Annotated in this window: 28 protein-coding genes; 26 read left to right on the forward strand and 2 right to left on the reverse strand. The window is 61.0% G+C overall.

Features of this window, described 5'->3' with window-relative positions; genetic code table 11:
- Positions 1-214: 214 nt before the first annotated feature.
- Positions 215-463 carry a DUF1654 domain-containing protein gene (locus tag IAE37_RS26245; protein ID WP_201178361.1) on the reverse strand — a complete coding sequence of 83 codons (249 nt, stop codon included), beginning with the start codon at positions 461-463 and terminating at the stop codon, positions 215-217.
- Between the two features lie 166 nt (positions 464-629).
- A complete protein-coding gene (locus tag IAE37_RS26250; protein WP_201178362.1) occupies positions 630-1277 on the reverse strand; it encodes a LexA family protein in 648 nt (215 codons plus the stop codon).
- 109 nt (positions 1278-1386) lie between these two features.
- Here IAE37_RS26250 and IAE37_RS26255 point away from each other — a divergent pair, with 109 nt between their 5' ends.
- The 26 genes from IAE37_RS26255 (at position 1387) to IAE37_RS29305 (ending at position 17551) form a co-directional block, all read left to right on the forward strand.
- The gene (locus IAE37_RS26255) at positions 1387-1635 is read left to right on the forward strand and encodes a Cro/CI family transcriptional regulator (protein ID WP_201178363.1); all 249 of its coding nucleotides are present in this window, start codon (positions 1387-1389) and stop codon (positions 1633-1635) included.
- Positions 1636-1704: 69 nt separating this feature from the next.
- On the forward strand, positions 1705-2562 hold the full coding sequence (locus tag IAE37_RS26260; protein ID WP_201178364.1) for a replication protein: 858 nt from the start codon (positions 1705-1707) through the stop codon (positions 2560-2562).
- Positions 2552-3361, forward strand: coding sequence for an ATP-binding protein (locus tag IAE37_RS26265; protein ID WP_201178365.1), 810 nt, complete (start codon positions 2552-2554; stop codon positions 3359-3361). The genes IAE37_RS26260 and IAE37_RS26265 overlap by 11 nt, the downstream gene beginning before the upstream one ends.
- Positions 3362-3363: 2 nt before the next feature.
- Complete coding sequence (locus tag IAE37_RS26270; RefSeq protein WP_201178366.1) at positions 3364-3660, forward strand: DUF1364 domain-containing protein; 297 nt, start codon at positions 3364-3366, stop codon at positions 3658-3660.
- Complete coding sequence (locus IAE37_RS26275; protein ID WP_201178367.1) at positions 3657-4085, forward strand: VRR-NUC domain-containing protein; 429 nt, start codon at positions 3657-3659, stop codon at positions 4083-4085. The genes IAE37_RS26270 and IAE37_RS26275 overlap by 4 nt, the downstream gene beginning before the upstream one ends.
- Positions 4082-5368, forward strand: coding sequence for a tyrosine-type recombinase/integrase (locus IAE37_RS26280; RefSeq protein ID WP_201178368.1), 1287 nt, complete (start codon positions 4082-4084; stop codon positions 5366-5368). Before IAE37_RS26275 ends, IAE37_RS26280 begins: the two co-directional genes overlap by 4 nt.
- Complete coding sequence (locus IAE37_RS26285; protein ID WP_201178369.1) at positions 5365-5628, forward strand: hypothetical protein; 264 nt, start codon at positions 5365-5367, stop codon at positions 5626-5628. The genes IAE37_RS26280 and IAE37_RS26285 overlap by 4 nt, the downstream gene beginning before the upstream one ends.
- Entirely contained in the window at positions 5625-5942 is a 318-nt protein-coding gene (locus IAE37_RS26290; RefSeq protein ID WP_201178370.1) for a hypothetical protein, read from the forward strand. Before IAE37_RS26285 ends, IAE37_RS26290 begins: the two co-directional genes overlap by 4 nt.
- A gap of 13 nt (positions 5943-5955) precedes the next feature.
- The gene (locus IAE37_RS26295; protein WP_201178371.1) at positions 5956-6642 is read left to right on the forward strand and encodes a hypothetical protein; all 687 of its coding nucleotides are present in this window, start codon (positions 5956-5958) and stop codon (positions 6640-6642) included.
- A gap of 160 nt (positions 6643-6802) precedes the next feature.
- Entirely contained in the window at positions 6803-7387 is a 585-nt protein-coding gene (locus tag IAE37_RS26300) for a hypothetical protein (protein ID WP_201178372.1), read from the forward strand.
- Between the two features lie 87 nt (positions 7388-7474).
- Positions 7475-7849 (forward strand): putative holin, encoded by a 375-nt coding sequence (locus IAE37_RS26305; protein ID WP_085273440.1) that lies wholly within the window; start codon positions 7475-7477, stop codon positions 7847-7849.
- Positions 7850-8131: a phage holin family protein gene (locus IAE37_RS26310; RefSeq protein ID WP_201178373.1), complete on the forward strand. Its 282-nt coding sequence runs from the start codon at positions 7850-7852 to the stop codon at positions 8129-8131. It begins immediately after the preceding gene.
- Positions 8131-8349 (forward strand): hypothetical protein, encoded by a 219-nt coding sequence (locus IAE37_RS26315; RefSeq protein WP_201178374.1) that lies wholly within the window; start codon positions 8131-8133, stop codon positions 8347-8349. Before IAE37_RS26310 ends, IAE37_RS26315 begins: the two co-directional genes overlap by 1 nt.
- A gap of 60 nt (positions 8350-8409) precedes the next feature.
- Positions 8410-8589, forward strand: a complete 180-nt coding sequence (locus IAE37_RS26320) for a YebO family protein (protein WP_201178375.1) — start codon at positions 8410-8412, stop codon at positions 8587-8589.
- Complete coding sequence (locus tag IAE37_RS26325) at positions 8580-8948, forward strand: HNH endonuclease (protein ID WP_201178376.1); 369 nt, start codon at positions 8580-8582, stop codon at positions 8946-8948. Before IAE37_RS26320 ends, IAE37_RS26325 begins: the two co-directional genes overlap by 10 nt.
- Positions 8949-9083: 135 nt before the next feature.
- The gene (locus tag IAE37_RS26330; protein ID WP_201178377.1) at positions 9084-9569 is read left to right on the forward strand and encodes a phage terminase small subunit P27 family; all 486 of its coding nucleotides are present in this window, start codon (positions 9084-9086) and stop codon (positions 9567-9569) included.
- The gene (locus tag IAE37_RS26335; protein WP_201178378.1) at positions 9569-11293 is read left to right on the forward strand and encodes a terminase large subunit; all 1725 of its coding nucleotides are present in this window, start codon (positions 9569-9571) and stop codon (positions 11291-11293) included. Before IAE37_RS26330 ends, IAE37_RS26335 begins: the two co-directional genes overlap by 1 nt.
- The gene (locus IAE37_RS26340; protein WP_201178379.1) at positions 11293-12693 is read left to right on the forward strand and encodes a phage portal protein; all 1401 of its coding nucleotides are present in this window, start codon (positions 11293-11295) and stop codon (positions 12691-12693) included. The genes IAE37_RS26335 and IAE37_RS26340 overlap by 1 nt, the downstream gene beginning before the upstream one ends.
- Before the next feature lie 14 nt (positions 12694-12707).
- Entirely contained in the window at positions 12708-13595 is an 888-nt protein-coding gene (locus IAE37_RS26345; RefSeq protein ID WP_201178380.1) for a head maturation protease, ClpP-related, read from the forward strand.
- Positions 13592-14806, forward strand: a complete 1215-nt coding sequence (locus tag IAE37_RS26350; protein WP_201178381.1) for a phage major capsid protein — start codon at positions 13592-13594, stop codon at positions 14804-14806. The genes IAE37_RS26345 and IAE37_RS26350 overlap by 4 nt, the downstream gene beginning before the upstream one ends.
- Before the next feature lie 41 nt (positions 14807-14847).
- Positions 14848-15093 (forward strand): hypothetical protein, encoded by a 246-nt coding sequence (locus IAE37_RS26355; protein ID WP_201178382.1) that lies wholly within the window; start codon positions 14848-14850, stop codon positions 15091-15093.
- A 2-nt stretch (positions 15094-15095) separates the two neighbouring features.
- Positions 15096-15572 carry a head-tail connector protein gene (locus tag IAE37_RS26360; RefSeq protein WP_201178383.1) on the forward strand — a complete coding sequence of 159 codons (477 nt, stop codon included), beginning with the start codon at positions 15096-15098 and terminating at the stop codon, positions 15570-15572.
- Positions 15572-15913, forward strand: a complete 342-nt coding sequence (locus IAE37_RS26365; RefSeq protein ID WP_201178401.1) for a phage head closure protein — start codon at positions 15572-15574, stop codon at positions 15911-15913. Before IAE37_RS26360 ends, IAE37_RS26365 begins: the two co-directional genes overlap by 1 nt.
- The gene (locus tag IAE37_RS26370; RefSeq protein WP_201178384.1) at positions 15906-16391 is read left to right on the forward strand and encodes an HK97-gp10 family putative phage morphogenesis protein; all 486 of its coding nucleotides are present in this window, start codon (positions 15906-15908) and stop codon (positions 16389-16391) included. Before IAE37_RS26365 ends, IAE37_RS26370 begins: the two co-directional genes overlap by 8 nt.
- Positions 16388-16756, forward strand: coding sequence for a DUF3168 domain-containing protein (locus IAE37_RS26375; protein WP_201178385.1), 369 nt, complete (start codon positions 16388-16390; stop codon positions 16754-16756). Before IAE37_RS26370 ends, IAE37_RS26375 begins: the two co-directional genes overlap by 4 nt.
- Positions 16757-16822: 66 nt before the next feature.
- Positions 16823-17551, forward strand: a complete 729-nt coding sequence (locus IAE37_RS29305) for a phage tail tube protein (RefSeq protein WP_201178386.1) — start codon at positions 16823-16825, stop codon at positions 17549-17551.
- Positions 17552-17558 lie beyond the last annotated feature (7 nt).

Raw genomic sequence — 17558 nt, forward strand, 5'->3', positions numbered from 1 at the left:
TGCGTGAGGCAGCTGCTGCCCTCATGTGCCGCTGAGGGTGACGGGTGTCGAGTTGTGTAAAGAGCGGTGGCTGCCTGAGCTGCCCGCCGGTTCAGCGCGGCGATGAGCAAATTTAAGCAATCTGAAATCCATAGGTCAAGCATGCTGAATAAATATTTTCAGCAATCTGAAATTTACAGGCGAAAAAAAGCCCACCTTGGGTGGGCCGATTTACTCAGTTCTCACTGAAATCTCGCCAAGCGATGCGGATCACCCCCGAGTCCAGCCGGTCGACCCGGATGCCTGTAGTCTCCTCCAGGTCATTGAGGATCCTGGCCCAATCCGCCATGCACTCGTCTGGTGAGGGGGTGAGCTCAATCATCTGTCGCTTCTGAACATGAGGTGACGAAACGGCCTGTTGAATTCGATATCCAAGGCGCTCGTACGAGCGAGACGGCGATTGGGTGAAGGCGAGAGGAAGCATGCATAAACTCCTTGTACTGTATATGCGTACAGTTATCCTTTGTCGTAGGATTTTTGCAAGGCCCTAGCCGTTCCATTCGCCGGAACCTGTAAAGAAAAGGCGCATATCAGTTTTGTTCCAGGCGAAAAAAACCCGGCTCATGGCCGGGCTTCGGTAGCTGGAATGGTCAAAGCTTCATCATTGCCCGAACGACGACCCCGACGATGCGACAACCATCCGCGCACATCTCTACCGGATATGCCGGGTTGAGTGGCTTCAGGAATCGCCGCCCTCCGTCCTCTACCAGTTTTTTGAACGTGGCTTCATTGCTGTCGGCAAGCTTGGCGACCACGAGCTTCCCTGATATGACGTCCGCCTCAGTGTCCACGAGGATCATCATGCCTTCGGTGATGCTGGTGCCTACAGGCGCAGTCATGGAGTCACCTTTGACCTCCAGCCAGAAAGCAACGCCTTTTGAGTCGTAATCGGACACCTCATAGCGATCCGAGAAACCTGGCGGGAAGGGCTCAACGGCTTCGGACCAGGCCCCCGCCGCGACCCAGCTGATCACCGGGTAGCGGAACGACATCTTGGGCTGCGGGATGGTCTCGACGTTACTCTCTTCGATCTCTGGCCCCTCGCCGATGGCAAGCCATTCAGCGCGGAAGCCAGTTGCTTTAGCCAGGGCGTAAAGATTCTCAGGGCGGAGGCTTTTGCTTTCGCCTGAAATCCATTGGGTGACGGCAGAGTTTGCAACGCCGCATGCGGCCGCAATTTCGCCTTTCTTCTTGCCACTGACCGCAATGGCCTTGGCTATTCGCTCGTGTCTTTCCATGCGCAGAGTTTAAGTTAACTGAATTTAAGTATGCAGTTCGCTGAAAGGCGTCGTTGACTATGTTCCTTCAGCATGCTGAAATTCACGGACGCACCATCGAGGAAGCGCAATGAAGACGCGTGACGCCGCAAACCATTTCGGCAGCAAGAAGAAGCTTGCCGACGCGCTGGGGATTCAGCCCAGCGCAGTGACGATGTGGGGGGAGGTCGTACCGATCTCTCGCCAGTACCAACTTCAGATCCTTTCGGGCGGCCAACTCATGGCGGATACGAAGCCATCCGTGGAGGAATGCGTTAAGTCTGACAGGGCTGGCCTTGAGCCAGTAGATGTCCAAAACACCTGCGAATCCATCCAGTAACGGATTTTCGGGCGAAAAAAAACCGCCTGGCAGGGCGGCTTTCTCTACAGCTTTAGATCGAGATGAAGCATGACAAACATCGTCCCACTTGACAAGTCCAGGGGGTTCACCCGGATGGACAACCAGCTCATGGATGGCCTGCTGGCTATCGATCTCCCGGCCCGGGAGATAAAGATTGTGCTGTACGTGGCCAAGGCCACAATCAACTTCGGGGCGGGCGCCCAGCGCATCCCAGCTACCGACATCGCGAAGGCCATCAACGCTCACCCTGACTCGGTCTCTAAGGCAGTCTCCAGTCTGCTGCGCCGTCGCGTGTTGTTCCGCGAGGGTGGCGCCCGTGGCGACATCGGCGTGAACGACCCGAAAGACTGGGTCTACGTCATTGAGCCGAAACAGACCAAAACAGCCGACTCGGCTCAAGTGGTCCGAATCGGCGAAGAGTCGAAACAGACCAAAACCGCCGACTCCCTTCTTTATTCTAAGAATCTAACCCCCTATGTATTTCTTCCTTCGGAAGAAAATACATGCCCCCCCAGCGAAGCGGACGGGCCGCGGGCGAAGGCTGATCGGAAGGCGCCCTTCGGGAAGGCCGCCATGCTGGCCGACAATCCCCACGGCTTGGATGAGTCGCTGATCGCTGACTACCTGACTGTCCGGAAGGCAGCCAAAGCCCCTGTGACTGCCCGTATCTGGTCCGCCCTGAACGCCAAGCTGGAGAAGTGCAAGGCATTCGGCATCCAGCCCGCCAAAGCCCTGGAGATCGCCGTTGAGAACGGATGGCGCGGGTTCGAGGTGGACTGGGTGACCAAGCGTATCGGCGCCCAACTGCCTGCCCAGGCCAACCCCAACAGCCGCCACCACGGTTTCAGTGACCGCGATTACACCGGCGGCCTGACCGAGCGCGAGGACGGTACCTATGCGATCTGAATCGGTGATCACCATGTCCGACGTGCGAAACGCCGCGGGCTTCCGCGTCCAGCCTGCCCACTGTGAGCATCACGGCGACTTCGAACAGCGAGTCACCCAGCTGATGGGCCGTGAGATTGTTGGCCGCTGCCCTGAATGCGAGAAGGCGGCCACTGCCGAGCGCGAAGCCAAGCGGCAGGCAGACGAGACTCGCCAGAAGCGCGAGCACATGGCCCGCAAGCTGGGCTCGGCGCTGATCCCGAAGCGCTTTGCTGACCGCACCCTGGCCAACTACCGAGCCGAGCACGAAGGTCAGCGCAGAGCCCTGGCGTTCTGCACGCGCTACGTGGCGGCCTTCGAGGAAATCGAGCGCACCGGTCGCTGCCTGATGCTGCTTGGCAAGGTCGGTACCGGCAAAACCCACCTGGGCGCGGCCATGGCCAACGAGCTGATGCTCACCACGACCGCAACCGCTGTGTACCGCACCGTGGGCTCGGTGCTGCAGGCGATCCGGTCCACCTACGACCGCCAAAGCGAGCAGTCCGAGGCCGACATCTTGGCCAGCCTGATCGAGCCGTCGCTGTTGGTGCTCGACGAAGTAGGCGTCAGCAAGGAGCAGCCCAGCGAGTTCGAGTTGACCACGCTGTTTTCGATCATCAACGGGCGCTACGAGCAGATGCGCCCCACAGTGGTGATTTCCAACCTGCAGGCCAGTCAGCTGCGCCACGCCATGGGTGAGCGGTGCTACGACCGCTTGCGCGAGGGCGGCGGTGTTGTGGTGCCCTTCGAGTGGGATTCTCACCGCGGCACGGAGTCCTGACCATGCGGCAAACCAAGTTGACCAAGGCCGCGCGCGGCCGGGAGTGCCAGGTGCGCATCCCAGGCGTGTGCAATGGCAACCCTGAAACCACCGTGCTCGCGCACTACCGCCTGGCTGGCACCTGCGGCGTAGGCAAGAAGCCGCACGATATGCAAGGTGCCTGGTGCTGCAGCGCCTGCCATGACGCCTGCGACGGCCGCAGCAAGTCCCTGGATCGCGAGACCGCCCGCCAGTACCATGCCGAGGGCGTGATGCGCACTCAGGCGCTTCTGATCAACGAGGGGGTGCTGGTCGCATGAACGCTCCCGCCCTTCGCCCATTCAAGGCCAAGCCGGCTCGCGCCAAGCCCGTCGACAGGGAAGGGCAGGAGCAAGCCGCGCTAATGCGGGAACTCCAGCTGCGCTACCCGCAGGCCTACAAACTGATCTACCACGTCCCGAATGGCGGGCACCGGGTCAAGGCAGTGGCGGCCAAGCTGAAAGGGCAGGGCGTGAAGGCCGGCGTCCCCGACCTGGTGCTCCCGATGGCGCGGGGCGGCTACTTCGGCCTGTACATCGAGTTCAAGGCCATGCCGCCGTTCGATGCACCGGTCTCGCCCAGCCAGGACGCCTACTTGCAGGCGCTGGGCGGTCAGGGCTACCTGGCGATCGTGTGCCGGGGCAACATCGACGCCGTCGAGGCTATCCGCGCCTACCTGTTGCTGCCCGCGACGGTGGCGGCATGACGGTCGTGGTTGCGCTTTCCGACGCCGAGCTGCGCCGCCGCGCGGATGACCTGGATGTCGTGCTGCTGCGCGACCCTCGACACCCGGGGCTGTATCTGCGCTTCACCGAGGATCGCCCACGCGCTACGTGGTACCTGGTCGTGAGCAAGCAGTGGAACAAAATCGGCACGTACCCCGACCAATCGGCCAAGGTGGTGCTGGCTTCGCTGCCGGAGGTTCGCCAGCGCCTGCAGGCCGAAGGCAAGGCCGCCGTTTCGGGGTGGCAGAGGGTTGGCGAACTGCTGGAGTGGTATGCCGATCGCGTCGAGCGCACCCGCAACCTGTCGAAGAGCCGGCGCGCCACGGCCAAGTCGGCCATTGCCTGCCACTTGCTACCGCGTATTGGTGGCCTGGCCCTGGTTGACGTGAACCACAGCACTCTGGACAACCAGCTTGTCTGGCCGATGCAGGAGCACCTCTCGCTCGAGTATGTGCGCCTGGTGTTCGGCCTGCTGATCGACGCTTTCCGCAAAGCTAGCGCGCTGGGCCTGGTGGCCCGCAATCCAATGGCCGGGATCAAGTTCAGCGACTTCACCAAGGCCAAGATCAAGGCCAGGCCGGGGCGCTTGCGCGGGGTACAGATCGAGGGCCTGCTGAGCCAGTTGGCCGAGGTGATCACCGACGAGCCTGCCGACGCCATGCTGGCCCTGCTGATGCTGTGCCATGGCAACCGCCTGGGCGAGACCCGCCAGGCACAGTGGCCACACATCGCCCTGTCGATCCGCAACTGGCACCTGCCGGCTGAGAATACCAAGACCCGTGTCGAGCACTCGCTGCCGCTGACCGAGCAGGTGTGCGCGCTGCTGACCTGGTACCGCGAGACCCAGCGTGCCCAAGGCTACACCGGCCAATACCTGTTCCCGGGCAAGAGCGGCAAGTGCCTGAGCGAGAAGCAGGCGTCGGAAGTGTTCACCCGTCTGGGCCAGGGCCAATGGACCAGCCACGATCTGCGCAAGCTGGCCAGGACCTGCTGGGCCGACCAGGGTATCGACTTCCTGATCGGTGAGCTGCTGATCAACCACGCCATGGGCCACAACGTCCAGGCCTACATCCAGACCACTGCCGAGGAACTCAAGCGCGCCGCCCTGGAGCAGTGGCATGCGTTTCTAGACAGCAAGGGCTTCGGCCGTATTCACGGGTTGAAGGAGGGTAGAAACGCAATTTCGGGTAATTGCCTGGAGGCCAAGCAGCACGGGGCCTGCGGCGTGATTCAGGAATCAACCATAAGCGAGGATTCGAAATGACGAATATCGACACAATCCGCGCCGAGTTCGAGCGCACCAATGCCCGCGATCATCGCCGTGCGCCTCCAAAGGGCAACAACTACATCGACCCAATGGCCCAGGCTGATTGGGAGTCGTTCCAGAAGGGATGGGAAGCCTCTCGCAAGTCGATGTGTGTCAAGAACCCTTTCGAGCTGATCATCGGTGACCCTGATGGGCAGTGGGCGCACGAGGTGGCCGAAAAGTCGTTGCGTGGCCAAGGCTTCAAGGTGGTCGGTTGATGAAGAGGCACGGCCCAGCTTTCAAGAAGGCCGTGATCGAGCTGGACAAGTGCCCTTTGTGCCGTGGGAGAGCGGTCACTCAGGGCGTGTTTCACGAACTGCCATGCGACCACTGCAACGCCTCGGGCTTTGTCGCGGCTGCAACTGGCGAGGCCTTGGCCCTGGATGAACTGGTGACCCAGCTCAGCATGAGGCTGCAGGCCGCGACACGGCAGATCGAGCAGTTGAAGAGCCCCCAGGCATCCGGGCCTGGGGCGACATATCAGGGAAGCAACCGGCGCGGCGCCGGCGGCACCAACTACACCGGCGATTGAAGGGGGAAGGACCATGGTTTACAGCAGCGTATCGGGTGCAGTAGTTGCCGCTCTGGCGGCCGGCGAAAAAGGATCAGCGAAGGCCCAGGCCTGGCAGAAGCTGTACAAATCAGCGGAGGATGAAGGTGGTTGCCTGGCGTCCTTGGGCGGCCGATCTGGCGGCATTGATCGCACCCAGGTGGATTACTGGCTGTCGGCGCGCCTTCACCACATGCTTAAGCCCAGACACTGGGATGCACTGGTCGCCAAGTACAGTACGAGCAAAGCGAAGAAGATCCAGGCGATCACGCTGGTCCGGCCTCTGATCGCGAGCCCGGCGCCCGCGCTGTTCGTTTACAAGGCTGTCACCGCTTGGGCCGTCCCGAAGCTCAAGGGAGCCCGTCGAAAGGTGCCGAAATCTGTTTCGGTAGATATCGCCCTAGATGCATCAGCCTGGCGCCGGGAGGCCACCGTGAACGCTGCGGTTGCTGCTGGCCAGGCCGAGAAGAAGCGCATCGAAGCGCTCGAGGAGGGGTTGATCATCCTGCCGGACAGCTTCTATGACATGAACACCTGGGATCTCGATGCTACGCCGGAGTCGACGCGCCGACGCTGGAGGCTGGAAATCAACGAGAAGCTAGACGGGATGATCGACGACGCGTTGGCAGAGGTGCGCGTGATATTGGAAGCCGAAGGCCTGCTGATGAAAGAGGCTGCATGATTGCCTGTTGACATCAGTGAGCGACTGAGCGAAATTATCCCCATCCTGTCATTCCTGCGCGTGTTGAGGAGTGATCGAAAAAGCCCGGCCATTGTGTCGGGCTTTTTGCATTCTGGCTATTGTTCGAGCAATCTTCTGGTTTTCTAAAGAGGAATGTTCGATGAACCAAGCTTTAAATGACGAAGCCGATAAACTTGCTTCCGTTGTACTCGACCTTATGAGGTCGTCCCGCGATTTAACGGCTTTCGAGGCAACGCTTCCTGTGTTCAGTGTCGGATTGTCAGATCCGCAGCTTGATGCCATTCGCCGTCAACTCAAATCGGCACTCGCCATTGAAGGCTTCACGCCTATCGTGATTGTTTCAAGACCACAGACATTGGAAGATCCGGCACAGTTGTACGTTACCTTTAGGGTGATTTCGGATTGGTTCGTGGTAGGTCGAACTCTTTCAGATGGCGCGCCGATCTATCGGGTCACCACTCTAGATGACGTCCGCGGCAGCTCACCTGGTATCGAGTTTTTGGTTCCCACCATCGAAGACGGCGAAAGGCTTGCCGCACTGTTGAATGGCGATTCGAGTTACACGTGGCTTAGCCAGGTGGACGACCTCAACCCGAAAGAGATTCTTGAAGTTAAAGAGAAGCTCCAGGAAATCTCCAGGTCCTGGCTATCAATGGGGATTGTGGTTAAGTCATGGGCCCCGCTAGGACACGGTGGGTTTGAAGGGGCCACCTTTATCAGCTAACGCCTCGTTTAACTGATCACTCGCGAGTGGGGATCAGATGAATACTTCGCCCGCAAACTCTGCGGGCTTTTTTATGGAGCAGTGCTTATGGCCGAGCCAAGTACCGGCGCCCTTGCAGTGACCGGCGTACTTGCCAGCGTCGGCCTGGGTGCTGCATTCCCCCAGCTGGATCTCGCTGCATTGGTCGGCGCATTCGGCGGGGCTTTCTTCTATGTGGTTTTCGCCAAGGACATCAGCACCTGGCGGCGCGTCGGCTACCTTCTGGCTGGTTGGATCGGTGGCTACTTCGGGGCTGCTGAGCTGATGGGACGTGCCTGGACCCAGACCGCAGGCTTCAGCGCCTTTGTCTGCGGTGTTCTCTGTGTGGTGACATTCTCCGGCTTGCTGGAGTGGATGCAGACCGGCCGCATGCCGACCTGGTTGCAATGGGTCTTCCGCCTGCGAGCCAGGAAGGAGGGTTGAATGGTTGCCGTTATCCAGGCCGCACTGTGCGCAGTCATCTTCGTGATGATCGGTCTGCGCTACCGGCCGTATCCAGATGCCCGCTACAAGCTGGGCATATCGCTGATGGCGTGGGCGGCCTGCGCTGTGACGGGTATGCAGTGCGTCAGCCTCGTTGGCCGCATGGTGATGCATGACGAGTTCGCTGATGCCTCCTGGTTCAACACTGCGTTCTACCTGCTGGCCGCCATCTTGGTGTGCCGGGCAAAGGGGAATGTCGCCAAGATCGTGAGGGTTGATTGATGAAGAGCGCCGAGCAATCCCGCCTCAAGTATCTGTTGTCGTCGCGCCCGCTGATCGTGAAGCGCGAGGGCATGCATGTGTGCCTCCACGACGCTTTCAGTGGCGAGGTGCTGGCAGGGCAGACCAAGGTCCAGCTGATCCAAGAGGCGGGTCAGGTGACGCGCCTGGTCGTCGAGTTCAACTGCGACGGCGACTACGTTCGCCTGCAGGGTGAGTGATGTCCTGCAGCGGATGCGCCGCCCGGCGCGAATGGATCAACAAGTGGATGAAGGTGGCACGTGAACGAGCAAGCAATCTCTTTGCTCCAGCAGATCCTGGAGCAGCAGCAGAAGCAGACCAGCCTGCTGGAGACGATCGCCGGCCAGAACCTGGCACTGATCGAAGCCCTGGCTGATGAGGATGAGGCTGATCCTGATGCAACGCCCAAGACCTACTTGAGTGGCGCACCATGCCGCTGAGGCCACAACGACCGTGCCGAGCTCAAGGCTGCCGCTCACTGCACCGCAACGCCAACGGCTACTGCGATGGCCACGCCGACCTGGCTGCCGAGCAGGCCAAGGCCTGGGCAACACGCAAGGGATCAGGCCGTGGTGGTCGGCCATGGCGACGCATCCGGGAGCGGATCTTAAAGCGCGACCAATACCTCTGCCGGTGTGACGACTGCACCGGTCTGGGAAGAATCCGCGAGGCTCATGAGGTGGACCACATCCTGGCCCTTGCCCACGGCGGCACTGACGATGACGACAACCTTCGGGCGATCAACCGCGACTGCCATAAGGCCAAGACACAGCGAGAGTCGAAATCGATCAAAAAATGATCGAAAATGGGTTAAATGAGAATAAATCCCATATAAAGAGCGGGGGAAGGGTAAAAGTTCGGGCCTTTTCGCTCGGACACCGCGCCCTCAGTCGTTTTTTTACACCCGCGAAATTAAAAATTCAGGAGTTGCGCGATGGGAGGCACCGCCACGGTCGCCGGCCGTGGTCGCAAACCTAAGCCGACGGCCAAGAAAAAGCTCGCCGGCAACCCCGGCAAGCGAGCACTGAATCACGCTGAGCCGGAGTTCTCCAAGATCACCGATGTCGATCCGCCGGAGTGGCTGAGCGAGCGGGCGGCGGTGATGTGGAAGATGATTCTGCCGGAGCTGCTTCGTGAGAACGTCGTAGCGCTCACCGATCTTCACAACGTCGAAGCTTTCTGCACCGCCTATGACAACTGGCGCATGGCCCAGGAGTCGATCAAAGAGCACGGCATAGTGGTGGCCGGCGCAACGGGCGGACCTGTGAAGAATCCCGCGCTGACGGCAGCCAACGAAACGATGCGCCAGATGGTGACCTTCGGTTCGCTGCTGGGCCTTGATCCGTCTAGCCGAACCCGGCTCATCGGTGGCAACAAAGAAAAAGCCACCAACGAATTTGCACAATTACTGAGCTCCTGATGGCCAAGACCTCCTACACCAACGTCGAAAAGGCGATGGCGTGGGGAAGGTCCGTGCTTCGCGGGAAGGTGCCTGCCTGCCGATTCATACATCTGGCGATCCAGCGTCACTTTGATGATCTAGCCGCAAGCCGCAAGCGGGGGTTCCGCTTCAAGTTCGATCCGGCCAAGGCTGAGAAGAAGTTGAAGCTGATCCAGCTGCTGCCCCACACCAAGGGGGAGTGGGCCTTCAAGCGACAGTTGATCACCCTGGAGCCTTGGCAGTTGTTCGGCATGGCGGTCACATTTGGCTGGGTCCGGAAGAAGGGCGGCCATCGCCGGTTCCGGGAGAGCTACTGGGAGGTGCCGCGCAAGAACGGAAAATCCGTCATCGCGGCAGGCGTCGGCATCAGCATGTTCGTAGCCGATGGCGAGTTCGGCGCTGAGGTCTACTCGGGTGCTACCACCGAGAAGCAAGCCTGGGAGGTATTCCGCCCGGCAAAGCTGATGGTCAGCAAATCGCCCATGCTGATCCAGGCGGCGGGGATCGAGGTCAACGCCTCCAACATGAACATCCCGTCGGATTTCAGCCGCTTTGAACCGCTGATCGGCGACCCGGGGGACGGCGCTTCGCCAAGTTGCGCCATCGTTGACGAATACCATGAACACCGGACTTCTGCTCAATACGACACGATGCTCACCGGCATGGGGGCCCGCCGGCAGCCGCTGATGTTCATCATCACCACCGCGGGCGCGGACATTGAGGGGCCTTGCTACGACAAGCGTCGCCAGGTAATCGAGATGCTCGAGGGCACGGTTCCTGATGACGAGCTGTTCGGGTACATCTGGACGCTTGATGAAGGTGACGACTGGACCGACCCAAAGATGCTGGCCAAGGCCAACCCCAACCATGGGATCTCGGTGTTTCAGGAGTACCTGGAAAGCCAGCAGGCGCGGGCGATTCGTTCTGCTCGTTTCACCAACACGTTCAAGACGAAGCACCTGAACCTATGGGTGAGCGCCAAATCCGGCTTCTTCAACATGGAGAACTGGAAGGCCTGTGAAGACACGACTCTGACCTTGGAACAATTCGAGGGGCAGGAGTGGATCGCTGGCTTCGACCTTGCTCGCAAGCTAGACATGAACTCGCGGGCACGGCTGTTCTGGCGGATCATCGATGGCAAGACCCACTATTACAGTGTCGGCCCTAAGTTCTGGGTGCCTTACGACACGGCATTCAATACCGACAACAAGCGCATGTCGGAGCGGTTCCAGGCATGGGTCAACTCCAAGCACCTGGATGTTACTGATGGCGCTGAGATTGATTACCGCGAAATCCTCGAAGACACCAAGGAAGCCAATTACCAGGCACCGCTACGCGAGTCGCCTATTGACCCGCACGGCGCGACGGGCCTGAGCCACGACCTCGACGACGAGGGGTTCAACCCGATCACCATCACGCAGAACTACACCAACATGTCGGACGCCATGAAGGAGCTGGAAGCGGCTATTACCGCTGGCAGGTTCCACCATGACGGGAACCCGATCATGACCTGGTGTATCGGCAACGTGATCGGCAAGTTCCTGCCTGGCAACGACGACGTGGTGCGTCCGATCAAGCAGGGCGACGACAACAAGATAGATGGCGCAGTCGCGCTGATCATGGCCATCGGGCGAGTGCTGGCGAACGCTGGCGAACCGGACGCAAGCGGCTTCTTCGAAAACCCGATTATGGTGGGACTGTAATGGCACGCGAAAAGAAACCAGGGCGGATCAAGTCTGCTGTGCTGGACTGGCTGGGCGTGCCCATCAGCTTGAAGGATGGCGCTTTCTGGCAGGAATGGTTTGGCACCTCGGCGAGCGGCCAGCATGTCACGGTAGACAAGGCGCTGCAGCTGTCCACCGTATGGGCCTGCGTTCGGCTGCTGTCGGAGTCGGTCTCTACCTTGCCCTTGAAGCTGTACCGCCGCATGCCTGATGGGTCACGTGAAACCGCCAAGGATCACCCCCTGTTCCGGCTTCTTTGCCGGGTGCCAAACAGCGAAATGACCCCGCAACGCTTCATGCTGCTGGTGGTGGCGAGCATCTGCCTCCGAGGCAATGCCTTTGTCGAGAAGAAGTTCATCGGCAATCGCCTGGTCGCACTGGTGCCGCTGCTGCCTCAGTGCATGAAGGTGAAGCGGCAGGACAACGGCAGGCTCAAGTACACCTACGTTGAAAACGGTACGGACCGAGACATCCCCGAAAAGAGCCTGATGCACATCCGTGGGTTCGGCCTGGATGGTGTGTGCGGCATGCTCCCCGTGACCACGGGTCGTGACATTTTCGGCTCGGCCATGTCGGCGGAGGAGGCCGCTGCGAAGGTTTTTGCCCAAGGCATGCAGGCCTCCGGCATCTTGAGCAGCGACACGCTCCTGAAGCCAGAGCAACGTGAACAGTTGAGGGCCAGCCTTGGCGCCTTCATGGGCTCCAAGAACGCCGGCAAGATCATGGTGGCCGAGGCCGGCATGAAGTACCAGGGCATCACGATGAACCCTGAGGCAGCCCAGATGCTGGAGTCGCGGTCGTTCAACGTTGAAGAAATCTGCCGATGGTTCCGCGTGCCGCCGTTCATGGTAGGGCACATGGACAAACAGTCCAGTTGGGCCAGTTCGGTTGAGGCGCAGAACCTGCACTTCCTGACCAACAGCCTGCGTCCCTTGCTCGTGAACATCGAGCAGGAAATCACCCGCTGCCTTATCGGTGAGGTTGATGCCGATGAGTTCTTTGCTGAGTTCGCCGTAGAGGGTCTGCTGCGCGCTGACAGCGCAGGTCGCGGCGCTTGGTACAACACGGCCCTGCAAAATGGCTGGATGAGCCGAAACGAAGTGCGCCGTCTCGAAAACCTGGCACCGATCCCTGGTGGCGATACCTTCACCGTGCAATCGGCGCTTGTACCGCTCGACCAGTTGGGCAAGCAGTCAGCTGGCGTGTCGCCGGCGGCCACTGCCTTCATGTTACGCATCGCCGGCGCCAACCAGAGCGGTGACAAGGGGGCGATCAGTGATGCATTCGATCTGGCGTCCAAGGCGCTGGAATCTGGAAACCCTGACGGCCCAGTGATGGCCCATGCCCTGATCTCACTGCCACTGCTCAAAGCAGCCTGACCCTGGAGTAACTCATGACACTGAAGACCATTCCGGAGGCTCCGGCGGCACGCCCGCGCGCGCAGATCCACTGTGATCTCATGCCGATGGCGCTGGAGCGCTGGAACCCGTCGATCAAAGCCGCAGCGACCGACGACAACACCATCACCATGTACGACCCGATTGGCTTCGACTGGTGGACTGGCGAAGGTGTAACGGCCAAGCGGATCAGCGCCGCGCTGCGCTCCATTGGCGACAATGACGTGACCGTGAAGATCAACAGCCCTGGCGGCGATGTCTTCGAAGGCCTGGCCATCTACAACCTGCTGCGCGAGCACAAGGGCAAGGTGACCGTCCAGGTGCTGGGCCTTGCTGCGTCGGCCGCATCCTTCATCGCCATGGCCGCCGATGAAATCCAGGTCGCCCGGGCCGGCTTCCTGATGATTCACAACAGCTGGACCATGGCCGCAGGCGATCGCAACGAGATCCGCGAAGTGGCCGACTTCCTCGAGCAAATCGACGGAACCCTGGCAGATATCTATTCGGTTCGCACCGGCGATAAGCCGGAGGCGATGCGCAAGCTGATGGACGTAGAGACCTGGATGGGCGGTAGTGCCGCGATCGAGGCTGGCTTCGCTGACAGTCTGCTTGCCTCGGATGCCATTCAGGAAGACCCACAAGCGTCCGCGCCTCACCAAGTCGCCGCCCGGCGTCTGGATGTGATCCTCGCCAAGCAGGGCATGTCGCGCACGGATCGGCGCGCACTGATTCAAGACCTCAAAGCTGGTACGCCTGGCGCTACCAGCTCCGGCAAGCAGAACGCTGCCGAAACACCGGCCGACCTGGCCAACCCCATCGCCGACCTACAAGCCGCACTTGCGCGGTTCTCGGCAGCAGCTATCCAAACCGGAGCAAAACCATGAGCGAATCCACCGCAGATCTGCTGAAAAACGTATCCGCCGAATTGAAGAAGGCGACCGACGAATTCAGCAAGCAGGCTGAGAATGCCCTGGCCGAAGCCAAGAAAGCCGGCTCCTTGTCGAGCGAGACCAAGGCAACCGTCGATGAGCTGGCCACCAAGTTCAACTCGCTCACCGAAGCCGAGAAGCAGTTGAAGGCTCGCCTGGGTGAAATGGAGCAAGAGTTGGTGCGCAACCCTGGCAACAGCTCTGCAACACCACGCGACTCCGTTGGCGGCGTCGTGATCAAGAGCGAAGCGCTGAAGCAGTTCGCAGCCAGTATCGAAGGCAACCGCCGCGTTAGCGTGCCAGTGCAGGCCGCCCTGATCAGCTCCGGCGTTGCCGAGGGCGTGGTCGAACCACAGCGCCTGCCAGGAATCGATGCCGAGCCGAAGCAGCGCCTGTTCATCCGCGACCTGATTGCCCCAGGCCGTACCACCTCTCCCGCGATCTTCTGGGTTCAGCAGACCGGCTTCACCAACGCGGCCCGCGTCGTGGCTGAGAACACCGCGAAGCCGTATAGCGATATCCAGTTTGCTACCAAGATCACCCCGGTGAGCACCATCGCTCACATGTTCAAGGCGTCCAAGCAGATCTTGGACGACTTCGCGCAACTGCAGTCCACCATCGACACCGAGATGCGCTACGGCCTGAAGTACGCCGAGGAGCAGGAAATTCTGTTCGGTGATGGCACCGGCGTGCATTTGCACGGCATCGTGCCCCAGGCCACCGCATTCGCGGCGGCGTTCGAAGTCGACCAGCAATCCGGTATCGATGACCTGCGCCTGGCCATGCTGCAGGCCCAGCTGGCGCGCCTGCCGGCCTCGGGTCACGTCCTGCACTTCATCGACTGGGCGAAGATCGAGCTGACCAAGGACACCCTGGGCCGCTACATCCTGGCCAACCCGCTGGGCCTGACCGGTCCACTGCTGTGGGGCCTGCCGGTCGTTGCCACCGAGATCGCCGCTTTCCAGGGCAAGTTCCTGACCGGCGCTTTCCAGACGGGCGCTCAGCTGTTCGACCGCGAGGACGCCAACGTGGTGATCTCGACCGAGAACGCCGACGACTTCGAAAAGAACATGATCTCGATCCGTTGCGAAGAGCGCGTGGCGCTGGCGGTTAAGCGTCCGGAGGCCTTCATCTACGGCAATTTCACCGCTCCGACCACCCCTTGACCTGAACGGGCCGCCCACGCGGCGGCCCACTGGAGGCTGTCATGAAGATGAAGACCTTGAAACCACTCTACCTGGGCGGGAAAACCCTGGTCGAAGGTAGCCCGTTCATCACCGATGAGCAGCACGGCCGCGAGCTGATTCAGAAGGGGTACGCCCAGAAGGATGAGGGCAGCGATGAGGCGCTGGTCGACCTGACCCAGGGTGACGCTTCGGCGGCTGCAACCACTTCGGCATCGGCGACCACCGAGACTAAGCCCAAGGCAAACGCCAAGAAAAAGGCTGACTGACCATGTCCGTGATCGCCATCGACCTGGCCATGCACCATCTGCTGGCCGAGCCTGAAGACCAGGTGCTGGTCCAGGCGCAGCTCGATGCGGCGGAGGAGGCGGCCATGCAGTTCCTCAACCGCCGCTTCTACCTGGACCAGGTGACGCTCGACGAAGCCCGCGCCGGCGTGTCGGCCGCCCTGCAGCAAGCCAAGGAGGCGAACACCGCCGCGGTCGCCGCAGCTGATGCCGAGCAGGACTACACGCTGCGCTGTCGACTGCTCGATCATGCCCGCCAGGCTCTGGCCGATGCGTATGACCAGGCCGACGCCATCGCCTACGGGATGGTGCTCAACCCTTCAATCCAGTCGGCTTGCCTGCTGAAGCTGGGCCACCTATTCGCCAATCGTGAAGAAGTGGTTACCGGGACTACAGCTGTCGAGCTGCCGCTGGCGTCCCAGCACCTGCTGATGCCGTACCGCATCCGGATGGGTGTGTGATGCAGGCCGGCAGGCTGCGGCACCGCATCGACATTCAAGAGCTGAAGCCGGTGCGTGACCCGGAGACGCTCGAGTTCGGCGAGCCGGAATGGGTCACGCGCTGGGAGAAGTGCCCGGCCAGTGTCGAAGACCTGTCGGCCAGGGACTTCATCGCGGCTCAGGCCGGCCAGGCCCAGGCCACGGGCCGGATGGTCATCCGGTACCGGCCTGGGGTAGTTCCGACCATGCGCATCATCTACCGGGGTGAGGCGTACAGCATTGTCGGCCCGCCGCTCGCTGACGCCAAATCCGGCCTCGACTACCTGACGATTTTGGTCGAGAAGGGGGTGAAGGATGGCTGAAACCGTCAAGTTCAGCCTCATAGGCTTGGACAGCCTGCTGGGAAAGCTGGCCACCGTGAACGATGATGTCAAGCGCAAGGGAGGGCGCTCTGCCCTGCGCAAGGCCGCTCAGGGGATTGCGGCAAAGGCAAAGGAAGGTGCCGAGCGGATCGATGACAAAGGCACCGGACGCTCGATCTCCGACAACATTGCCCTGCGCTGGAACGGCCGGCTGTTTCGCGCGTCCGGAGATCTCGGTTTCCGCATCGGCGTTCTCCATGGCGCCGTTCTGCAGGACGGTGGAGACCTCAGCCCGAATTCGCCGACCCCGCACTGGCGTCTGATTGAGTTCGGCACTGAGAAAATGGCGGCGGTGCCATTCATGCGGCCGGCACTGGCCGACAACATCAGCGATGCGACCAACACCTTCGTCTCTGAATACGAGAAGGCCGTCGACCGCGCGATCCGACGAGCCGCGAAGAAGGCTGCCAGATTATGACGCCACCCATTGAGAAAGTATGCGCAGGGGACCCAGCTGTTACCGCACTGCTCGGCAGCGGCGTGAACCTACGCATGTACCCATTTGGCCTTGCACCGGAGGGGGTGGTGAAGCCGTACGCCGTATGGCAGCTGGTCAATGGAAGCCCTGAGAACTACCTGGCCGGTAGGCCTGATATCGATGGCTATACGCTGCAGGTAGATGTCTATGGAACGACCAGCGCTTCGGCTCGCCGGGTGCGCGATGCGATCCGGGATGCGATTGAATTGCAGGCCTACGTAACCCGCTGGGGTAGTGAAACCATCGACCCTAGCACCAAGAATTTTCGAACCAGCTTCGATGTGGGCTGGATAGTTCCACGTTGACCCAGCTCACCCGGACCCGAGCCCGCCAAGTGCGGGTTTTCTTTTGCCCGACATTTGGAGAATGCCATGTCGATTCTGTCCCAAGGTACCCAGATCTACGCCCTGGTGCCGAGCGCAGGTAACCCTTCGATCTTCGAAGTAATGGAGATCGAGTGCGCTACCGCCTTCAGCCCTGGCGGCAACCCGGCCGATCAGATCGAAACCACCTGCCTGAGCGAGACCGTGCGCAGCTACATGCGCGGCCTGCGCACCCCTGGCCAGGCCACCCTCAGCCTCAACGCCGACCCGCGCAACGCATCCCACGTTCGCCTACACCAGCTTTCTGAAGATGACTCCATCGAAAGCATCCGCTGGGTGGTGGGCTGGTCGGACGGGAAGGGCATCGCCCCTACTGTGGGCACTTCGGGCGCTCTGGCTGCTATCAGCCTGGACGATGGCGGTAGCGGCTATACCAGCGCGCCAACTGTGGCTATCACTGGCGGAGGCGGTACCGGAGCGGCTGCAACCGCGATCATCTCGGGCGGCGAGGTGACTGGCTTCAACATCACCAACCCAGGCTCCGGCTACACCTCGGCACCTACCATCGCGCTGACCGGCGGCGGTGGCAGTGACGCAGCGGCATCCGCGGTGCTCGGCGATGGCGACGACTTTGTTCTGCCCCCAACGCGCACCTGGTTCCTGTTCGACGGATACGTTTCGGACTTCCCGTTCGACTTCGCAGCCAACGCCGTTGTAACCACCGCGGCAACCATCCAGCGCTCGGGCGGCTCCGCCTGGATTCGCAAGACTGCATAAGGTCAGC

The organism is Pseudomonas sp. S31, from assembly GCF_016648105.1.
GTDB lineage: Bacteria > Pseudomonadota > Gammaproteobacteria > Pseudomonadales > Pseudomonadaceae > Aquipseudomonas.

Coding starts and splice junctions, on each gene's coding strand:
- IAE37_RS26245 (WP_201178361.1), bottom strand. CDS start 463: ATGCTTCCTCTCGCCTTCACCCAATCGCCGTCTCGCTCGTACGAGCGC.
- IAE37_RS26250 (WP_201178362.1), bottom strand. CDS start 1,277: ATGGAAAGACACGAGCGAATAGCCAAGGCCATTGCGGTCAGTGGCAAG.
- IAE37_RS26255 (WP_201178363.1), top strand. CDS start 1,387: ATGAAGACGCGTGACGCCGCAAACCATTTCGGCAGCAAGAAGAAGCTT.
- IAE37_RS26260 (WP_201178364.1), top strand. CDS start 1,705: ATGACAAACATCGTCCCACTTGACAAGTCCAGGGGGTTCACCCGGATG.
- IAE37_RS26265 (WP_201178365.1), top strand. CDS start 2,552: ATGCGATCTGAATCGGTGATCACCATGTCCGACGTGCGAAACGCCGCG.
- IAE37_RS26270 (WP_201178366.1), top strand. CDS start 3,364: ATGCGGCAAACCAAGTTGACCAAGGCCGCGCGCGGCCGGGAGTGCCAG.
- IAE37_RS26275 (WP_201178367.1), top strand. CDS start 3,657: ATGAACGCTCCCGCCCTTCGCCCATTCAAGGCCAAGCCGGCTCGCGCC.
- IAE37_RS26280 (WP_201178368.1), top strand. CDS start 4,082: ATGACGGTCGTGGTTGCGCTTTCCGACGCCGAGCTGCGCCGCCGCGCG.
- IAE37_RS26285 (WP_201178369.1), top strand. CDS start 5,365: ATGACGAATATCGACACAATCCGCGCCGAGTTCGAGCGCACCAATGCC.
- IAE37_RS26295 (WP_201178371.1), top strand. CDS start 5,956: ATGGTTTACAGCAGCGTATCGGGTGCAGTAGTTGCCGCTCTGGCGGCC.
- IAE37_RS26300 (WP_201178372.1), top strand. CDS start 6,803: ATGAACCAAGCTTTAAATGACGAAGCCGATAAACTTGCTTCCGTTGTA.
- IAE37_RS26305 (WP_085273440.1), top strand. CDS start 7,475: ATGGCCGAGCCAAGTACCGGCGCCCTTGCAGTGACCGGCGTACTTGCC.
- IAE37_RS26310 (WP_201178373.1), top strand. CDS start 7,850: ATGGTTGCCGTTATCCAGGCCGCACTGTGCGCAGTCATCTTCGTGATG.
- IAE37_RS26315 (WP_201178374.1), top strand. CDS start 8,131: ATGAAGAGCGCCGAGCAATCCCGCCTCAAGTATCTGTTGTCGTCGCGC.
- IAE37_RS26325 (WP_201178376.1), top strand. CDS start 8,580: ATGCCGCTGAGGCCACAACGACCGTGCCGAGCTCAAGGCTGCCGCTCA.
- IAE37_RS26330 (WP_201178377.1), top strand. CDS start 9,084: ATGGGAGGCACCGCCACGGTCGCCGGCCGTGGTCGCAAACCTAAGCCG.
- IAE37_RS26335 (WP_201178378.1), top strand. CDS start 9,569: ATGGCCAAGACCTCCTACACCAACGTCGAAAAGGCGATGGCGTGGGGA.
- IAE37_RS26340 (WP_201178379.1), top strand. CDS start 11,293: ATGGCACGCGAAAAGAAACCAGGGCGGATCAAGTCTGCTGTGCTGGAC.
- IAE37_RS26345 (WP_201178380.1), top strand. CDS start 12,708: ATGACACTGAAGACCATTCCGGAGGCTCCGGCGGCACGCCCGCGCGCG.
- IAE37_RS26350 (WP_201178381.1), top strand. CDS start 13,592: ATGAGCGAATCCACCGCAGATCTGCTGAAAAACGTATCCGCCGAATTG.
- IAE37_RS26355 (WP_201178382.1), top strand. CDS start 14,848: ATGAAGATGAAGACCTTGAAACCACTCTACCTGGGCGGGAAAACCCTG.
- IAE37_RS26360 (WP_201178383.1), top strand. CDS start 15,096: ATGTCCGTGATCGCCATCGACCTGGCCATGCACCATCTGCTGGCCGAG.
- IAE37_RS26365 (WP_201178401.1), top strand. CDS start 15,572: ATGCAGGCCGGCAGGCTGCGGCACCGCATCGACATTCAAGAGCTGAAG.
- IAE37_RS26370 (WP_201178384.1), top strand. CDS start 15,906: ATGGCTGAAACCGTCAAGTTCAGCCTCATAGGCTTGGACAGCCTGCTG.
- IAE37_RS26375 (WP_201178385.1), top strand. CDS start 16,388: ATGACGCCACCCATTGAGAAAGTATGCGCAGGGGACCCAGCTGTTACC.
- IAE37_RS29305 (WP_201178386.1), top strand. CDS start 16,823: ATGTCGATTCTGTCCCAAGGTACCCAGATCTACGCCCTGGTGCCGAGC.